General features: G+C 67.6%; 8 protein-coding genes. 3 read left to right on the plus strand and 5 right to left on the minus strand.

Annotated features, from left to right (window positions below):
• Positions 1-8 precede the first annotated feature (8 nt).
• Entirely contained in the window at positions 9-1,022 is a 1,014-nt protein-coding gene (gene hemB / locus B2X67_RS05615) for a porphobilinogen synthase (protein WP_282339340.1), read from the minus strand.
• 218 nt (positions 1,023-1,240) lie between these two features.
• On the opposite strand from hemB, the gene B2X67_RS05620 reads away from it, so the two are divergent.
• Both B2X67_RS05620 and elbB read left to right on the plus strand, forming a co-directional pair.
• Positions 1,241-1,795, plus strand: a complete 555-nt coding sequence (locus tag B2X67_RS05620; protein ID WP_090224137.1) for a DedA family protein — start codon at positions 1,241-1,243, stop codon at positions 1,793-1,795.
• A gap of 117 nt (positions 1,796-1,912) precedes the next feature.
• Positions 1,913-2,566 (plus strand): isoprenoid biosynthesis glyoxalase ElbB, encoded by a 654-nt coding sequence (elbB, locus tag B2X67_RS05625; RefSeq protein ID WP_286784874.1) that lies wholly within the window; start codon positions 1,913-1,915, stop codon positions 2,564-2,566.
• An 11-nt stretch (positions 2,567-2,577) separates the two neighbouring features.
• Here the strand turns inward: elbB and B2X67_RS05630 are convergent, their stop codons facing one another.
• Genes B2X67_RS05630 through B2X67_RS05645 form a run of 4 tightly spaced genes read right to left on the minus strand, consistent with a single transcriptional unit; the run spans position 2,578 to position 6,173 of the window.
• Entirely contained in the window at positions 2,578-3,027 is a 450-nt protein-coding gene (locus B2X67_RS05630; protein WP_286784875.1) for a YaiI/YqxD family protein, read from the minus strand.
• A gap of 11 nt (positions 3,028-3,038) precedes the next feature.
• Positions 3,039-3,671 carry a homoserine/homoserine lactone efflux protein gene (gene rhtB, locus B2X67_RS05635; protein WP_286784876.1) on the minus strand — a complete coding sequence of 211 codons (633 nt, stop codon included), beginning with the start codon at positions 3,669-3,671 and terminating at the stop codon, positions 3,039-3,041.
• A gap of 16 nt (positions 3,672-3,687) precedes the next feature.
• On the minus strand, positions 3,688-4,269 hold the full coding sequence (locus tag B2X67_RS05640; protein WP_282339337.1) for a mechanosensitive ion channel family protein: 582 nt from the start codon (positions 4,267-4,269) through the stop codon (positions 3,688-3,690).
• The gene (locus B2X67_RS05645; RefSeq protein WP_286784877.1) at positions 4,266-6,173 is read right to left on the minus strand and encodes an ATP-binding cassette domain-containing protein; all 1,908 of its coding nucleotides are present in this window, start codon (positions 6,171-6,173) and stop codon (positions 4,266-4,268) included. Before B2X67_RS05645 ends, B2X67_RS05640 begins: the two co-directional genes overlap by 4 nt.
• 50 nt (positions 6,174-6,223) lie before the next feature.
• On the opposite strand from B2X67_RS05645, the gene B2X67_RS05650 reads away from it, so the two are divergent.
• Complete coding sequence (locus tag B2X67_RS05650) at positions 6,224-6,658, plus strand: TIGR02444 family protein (protein WP_286784878.1); 435 nt, start codon at positions 6,224-6,226, stop codon at positions 6,656-6,658.
• The last annotated feature ends 203 nt before the right edge of the window (positions 6,659-6,861 follow it).

Below are 6,861 nucleotides of genomic sequence, written 5' to 3' on the forward strand. Positions count from 1 at the left end.
GCGTGATCTCAATGCCCTTGCTTGAGGGCCTTGGCCGCGTGTTTGGCGAAATAGGTGAGGATGCCGTCGGCACCGGCGCGCTTGAAGGCGATCAGCGATTCCATGATCACCGCCTCGGACAGCCAGCCGTTCTGGATGGCCGCCATGTGCATCGCGTACTCGCCGCTGACCTGATAGACAAAGGTCGGCACGCGGAATTCGTCCTTCACCCGGCGCAACACGTCGAGGTAGGGCAAGCCCGGCTTGACCATGACCATGTCGGCGCCTTCGGCGAGGTCGAGGGCGACTTCGTGCAGCGCCTCGTCACCGTTGGCCGGGTCCATCTGGTAGTTGTACTTGTTGCCCGAACCGAGGTTGCCAGACGAGCCGATGGCGTCGCGGAACGGCCCGTAGTAGGCACTGGCGTACTTGGCCGAGTAGGCCATGATCCGCACGTTCGGATGCTCGGCCACCTCCAGCGCCTCGCGCATCGCCTGGATGCGCCCGTCCATCATGTCCGACGGCGAGACGATGTGCGCGCCGGCCTCGGCATGGGACAGGGTCTGTTTGACCAGCGCGTCGATGGTGATGTCGTTCTGCACGTAGCCTTCGGCGTCGATGATGCCGTCCTGGCCGTGCGTGGTGTACGGGTCGAGCGCCACGTCGGTCATCACGCCCAGCTCGGGGAAGCGCTCGCGCAGCGCGCGGATCGCCCGCTGTACCAGGCCGTCGGGATTCCAGGCTTCGGCAGCGTCGAGGGATTTGCGCTCGACCGGGATGAACGGGAACAGGTCGATCAAGGGAATCCCCAGCTCGACCAGCTCCTCGGCGTCGATCAGCAACTGGTCGATCGATAGCCGCTCGACGCCGGGCATCGAGGCGACCGGCTCGCGGCGATTCTCGCCATCGAGGATGAACACCGGGAGGATCAGGTCATCCACGCTCAACTGGTTCTCCCGCACCAGACGACGGGAAAACTCGTCGCGGCGGTTGCGCCGCAGGCGGGTGGCAGGGAACAGGCGATTGGCGGGGGTAAAACTCACGGCGGACTCCAGACCCGCACGAGCGGGCACAGTGTGACGGTTATAGGCCGTCATTATGACCCTTTGATGACGGCAGGTGCCGCAAAGGCACTCAAGCGAACATTGTCACCAGCCCGGCGCGATCCGTCGAGCGACCGGGCGCATTGATCCGCGTGCTTTTCCGTGCGGCCGCGATAGGAGTAGGCTGCGCCCTACCTTTTCCCGGCTCACCCCCCGCCATGCTCGAACACCTGCTGGAGAATTTCGGCTACATCGCCCTGTTCCTGGGCACCTTCTTCGAGGGCGAGACGATCCTGGTGGTAGCCGGTTTCCTGGCCTTTCGCGGCTACCTCAACGTGCAACTGGTGGTGCTCACCGCCTTCCTCGGCAGCTACGCCGGCGACCAGCTGTGGTTCTACCTAGGCCGCCGCCACGGCCGCGCGATCTTGCAACGACGCCCGCGCTGGCAGGTGCTGGGCGACAGGGCACTGACCTACTTCCGCCGCCATCCCGACCTCTGGGTGCTGGGTTTCCGCTTCGTCTACGGCCTGCGCACGGTCATGCCGGTGGCGATCGGCCTGTCCGGCTATTCACCCGGCCGCTACCTGCTGCTCAACGCCCTCGGCGCGCTGGTCTGGGCCACCGTACTGACCGTGGCCGCCTATCACTTCGGTGCCGCCCTCGAAGGGCTGCTCGGCAACCTGCGCCGCTACGAGCTCTACGTGCTTGGCGCGCTGCTGCTCGGCGGCGTCCTGCTGTGGCTGCGCCGCCTGCACCTGGCGCGTCGCGGCTGAGCCTCACCCCGCCGCCTCGCGCTGGCGGCTGAACCGCCGCACAATCGTGACCTCCATATGAATGACGGCCCTGCAGTTTCCGGCGCCGAAGCGTTTCACCTGCCCAGGAGAATGGCGATGAGCAAGAAAGTAGCGGTGATCCTTTCCGGTTGCGGCGTCTATGACGGAGCGGAAATCCACGAAAGCGTGCTCACCCTGCTGCGCCTCGACCAGCGTGGTGCGCAGGTGCAGTGCTTCGCGCCGAACATCGCCCAATTGCACGTCGTCGACCACCTCAGCGGTGACGAGGTGTCCGAGACGCGCAACGTGCTGGTCGAGTCGGCGCGCATCGCCCGCGGCCAGATCAAGGACCTGCGCGAGGCGAAGGCCGAGGCGTTCGACGCGCTGATCGTGCCTGGCGGTTTCGGCGCGGCGAAGAACCTCTGCGATTTCGCCGTCAGCGGCGCCAATATCAGCGTGCAGCCCGACGTGCTGGCTCTGGCCCAGTCCTTCGCCGCTGCCGAAAAGCCCATCGGGCTGATGTGCATCGCGCCGTCGATGGCGGCGAAGATCTTCGGCGAAGGCGTCACCTGCACCATCGGCAAGGACGCCGACACGGCGGCGGCGCTGACCCAGATGGGCGCGCGGCACGAGGAGTGCGAGGTGGACAACATCGTCGTCGACCCCGAGCACAAGCTGGTGACCACGCCGGCCTACATGCTCGCCCAGTCCATCGCGGAAGCGGCCGCCGGGATCAACAAGCTGGTGGACCAGGTCCTGGAAATGGCCTGAGAAGCCGGCGCCTAACGCATCAACTGCACGAGCAGCCGATCCAGCGTATTGGCGAAGGCCTGGCGATCGCGCTCCGAATAAGCCGCCGGACCGCCGCCAGCCTGGCCCTGCTCGCGCAAGTCGGTGAACAGGTTGCGCACCGCCAGGCGCTCGCCCATGTTGCGCTCGTCGAACACCTTGCCGCGCGGATCGAGCGCCAGCACGCCCTTCTTCACCAGCCGGTCGGCCAGGGGCACGTCGCTGCAGACCACCAGATCGCCGGGCTCGGCGTGCTCGACCAGGTAATCGTCGGCGGCGTCCGGGCCGCTCGGCACCACGATCAACTGCACCAGCGCGAAGGCCGGTTTTATCTGCGGCTGGCCCGCTACCAGCAGCACCTGGAAGCGCCGCTTGAGGGCGAACTTGACCACCTGCTCCTTGGCCGCCTTGGGGCAGGCGTCGGCATCGATCCAGACGCGCATCGGCGTGTCGCTCACACCACGGCCCGGCGCACCGTCGCCAGCAAACCGGCGGCGCCGACGAACATCACCGCGAAACTGCGGTTCATCAGGCGCTGCTGACGCGGCGTGCGCAGCAGGCGCAGAACCCGCGAAGCGAGGCCGGTGTAGCCGGCCATGACGATCAGGTCGACGACGATCATGGTCGCGCCGAGCACCAGATACTGCCCCATCAGCGGCAGCACCGGATCGATGAACTGCGGCAGCACGGCGAGCATGAAGACGATCGCCTTGGGGTTGCTGGCATTCACCAGGAAGCCGCGCAGGACCAGGCTCAGCGGCCGGCCGATGGGGCGTGCGGCTGCAGCATCCGGCAGGTCGGCGGGCAGCGCACGCCATTGCCTGATCGCCAGCCACACCAGGTAGACGACGCCGAACCACTTGATCAGGGCGAAGGCCAGCGCCGAGGTGGCCAGCACCGCGCCAACGCCGGCGGCGACGATGGCGATCTGCAGCGCCAGGCCAACCTGCAGCCCCAGCGCATTCCAGTAGCCGCGCCAGAATCCGTATTGCAGGCCCGCCGACATCGAGGCGATGGCCCCGGCGCCGGGGGACAGGCTGATGACCCAACAGGCCACCAGGAACGCAAGCCAGGTATGCAGTGCCATGGGATTTACCTTCCGATCATTCGTCGCGGTTGGAGAACAGGGTGAAGGGTTCGGAGCCGCGCCAGCGGCGCACCGACTTCTGGAAGAACTGCGTGTTGGGGATCTGCACCGAGCAGGTGTTGCCGTGCTCGTCGACTTCTTCAAGGGTGGTGAAGAGCAGGTTGATCGAGGCGACGCGGCCCTTGATGCCGGGCTTGTCCGAGGCGTCCAGCACCTCGACCACGTCGCCCAGGCGGAACGGCCCGACGGTGAAGATCAGCACCGCGCAGAACAGGTTGGAGAGCACGCTCCAGATCGCGAAGAAGGCCACCGCAGCCACCGCGATGAAGCCCGACACCGCCGTCCAGAGCACGGTCACCGACACGCCGAGGCGCTCGAGCACCATGATGAAGGCGCTGCCCATGATGAACCAGCGCAAGCCGCCGCGCAGCGGCAGCAGCAGTTCCACCGGCAACTGGTAGCGCTCGCCGAGGCGCGTCAGCCCCCGCCATACCAGGCGCTGCAGGATGTAGGCGAACAGCACGATGAGCAGGATCTTCAGCCCTTCGAACACCGGCTGCAGCCAGCTCTGCTGCAGGAACAGGTAGACCTCGTTCACGATGCAGCCTCCAGTTCGCGCTGCAGGCCTTCGAGGACTTCCAGCGCCTCCAGCCAGTGCTCCTCCAGCTCGTTCTCACGCACCTTGAGGCTCGTCTGGCTGGCCAGCAGGTCGCGCAGCTCGTCCTTGCGCCCCGCCTCGTAGAGCGCCGCGTCGCCGAGCCGCGTCTCCAGCGCAGCGAGTTTCTCCTGCACCTCGCCGAGCTGTTTCTCCAGCTTGTCGGCCTCGCGCTTGTGCGGTGCCAGTTGCTGACGCAACGCCGCGGCGGCCTGCCGCTGGGCGCGCTTGTCGGTCTTGTCCGCGCCGCTGGCAACCGCCACCGGCTGCTGCCGCGCGCGGTAGTCCAGCAGCCAGCGGGCGTAATCCTCGAGATCGCCGTCGAAGGCTTGCACGCGCCCATCGGCGACCAGCAGGAATTCGTCGGTGGTGCTCTTGAGCAGGTGCCGGTCGTGGCTGACCACCAGCACGGCGCCCTCGAAATCCTGCAGCGCCATGGTCAGCGCGAGGCGCATCTCCAGGTCGAGGTGGTTGGTCGGTTCGTCGAGCAGCAACAGGTTCGGCTTGCCCCAGGCGATCAGCGCCAGCGCCAGGCGGGCCTTTTCGCCACCGGAGAAATTCAGCACCGGCTCGTCGCAGCGCGGGCCACGGAAGTCGAAGCCACCGAGGAAATCGCGCAGGGTCTGCTCGCGCTCGCCAGGGGCGATGCGCTGCAGGTGCAGCAAGGGGCTGGCCTTGTCGTCGAGGGCGTCCAGCTGGTGCTGGGCGAAGTAGCCGATGACCAGGTTCTCGCCGCGCGTCAGGCGCCCGCCGAGCGGCTGGATCTCGTCGGCGAGGGTCTTGATCAGGGTCGACTTGCCGGCGCCGTTCGGCCCGAGCAGACCGATCCTCGCGCCCGGCACCAGTTGCAGCTTGACCGCCTCCAGCACCGCGCGCTCGCCGTAGCCGAGCCGGCCCTCGGCGAGGTCGAGCAGCGGGCTGGAGACCTTGTCGGCCTCGCGAAAGACGAAATCGAAGGGCGAATCGATGTGCGCCGGCGCCAGTTCCTCGAGTTTCTCCAGCGCCTTGATCCGGCTCTGCGCCTGGCGCGCCTTGCTGGCCTTGGCCTTGAAGCGGCGAATGAAGCTTTCCATGTGCGCACGCTGCGCCTGCTGCTTCTCGAACGCCTGTTGCTGCTGCGCCATGCGCTCGGCGCGAGTGCGTTCGAAGGCCGAATAGCCGCCGCGGTAGAGGGTCAGCTTGCGCTGTTCGAGGTGGACGATCTGGTCGACCACGGCGTCGAGGAAGTCGCGGTCGTGGGAGATCAGCACCAGGGTGCCGGGATAGCTCTTCAGCCAGCCTTCGAGCCAGAGGATGGCGTCGAGGTCGAGGTGGTTGGTCGGTTCGTCGAGCAGCAGCAGGTCGGACGGCCGCATCAGCGCCTGCGCCAGGTTTAGGCGCATGCGCCAGCCGCCGGAGAAGTCGCCGACCTGGCGCTCCATCTGCTCGTTGGAGAAGCCCAGCCCGGCCAGCAGCTTGCGCGCGCGGGCGTCGGCGCTGTAGCCGTCGGCGTTGTCCAGTTCGGTGTGCAGCCGCGCCAGGGCGGCGCCGTCGTGGCTGGCCTCGGCGATGGCCAGCTCGCGCTGCACGCGGCGCAACTCGAGGTCGCCGTCGAGCACGTAGTCCACCGCTAGGCGATCGAGGGTCTCGATCTCCTGGCGCATGTGCGCGATGCGCCAGTCGGCGGGCAACTGGCAGTCGCCGGCGTCCGGCCCCAGTTCGCCGCGCAGCAGCGCGAACAGGCTGGATTTGCCGGCGCCGTTGGCACCCACGAGGCCGGCCTTCTGGCCGGGGTGCAGGGTCAGCTCGGCGCCTTCGAGCAGGCGCTGCGGACCGCGCTGCAGGGTAAGATTCTGTAGTCGTATCATGATGGCGGCGGAGTTTATCAGCTTCGCCCCCACCCCGCCCGGAGTGCCGAATGCCCGTCGATCTATGGAGTTTCGCCCTGGCCCGCTACGCCCGTCCCGGCGTGGAAAACGCCTGCCTGACGCTGCAGGCCGAGGGCGCGGACGTCTGCCTGCTGCTCTGCGGCGCCTGGCTCGGCGCACGCCGCGTGAGCTGCACGGCGTCGCGCGCGGAGCAGTTGAAAGCATTGGCGACGCCCTGGCAAATAACCGTAGTCACGCCGCTGCGCCAGCTTCGCCAGGGCTGGAAAGCCGCGACGACCAGCGACGCCGCGTTGGCCGAACTGCGCGAACAGGTCAAGGCGCTGGAGCTGCGGGCCGAGCGCGAACTGCTGCGCCGGCTGGAATCCGCCTCCGCGGACTGGCCGGAAGACGCTGGCGAAACCACGCACGACTGGCTGCGCGAACTCGCCGGATTCGATCACCCGGCACTGCAATCCCTGGTGTAGGGCGGGGGAAACCCGCGACCGCAAGGTTAGAGACGCCGCGACGCGGGTTCACCCGCCCCACGGAAGCTCATGACATGCGGGGTGCGTTTCGTAGGGTGCGCCACGCGCACCACCCGCCGCCCACTACCCATTGCCGCGGCCGCCCGGTGCGCACGGCGCACCCTACCGAGCGATTCATCCGCGATCGGGTAGGAGGCGGCCTC

The sequence above is a fragment of the Pseudomonas sp. UBA3153 genome (assembly GCF_002364635.1).
Lineage (GTDB): Bacteria > Pseudomonadota > Gammaproteobacteria > Pseudomonadales > Pseudomonadaceae > Pseudomonas_O > Pseudomonas_O kuykendallii.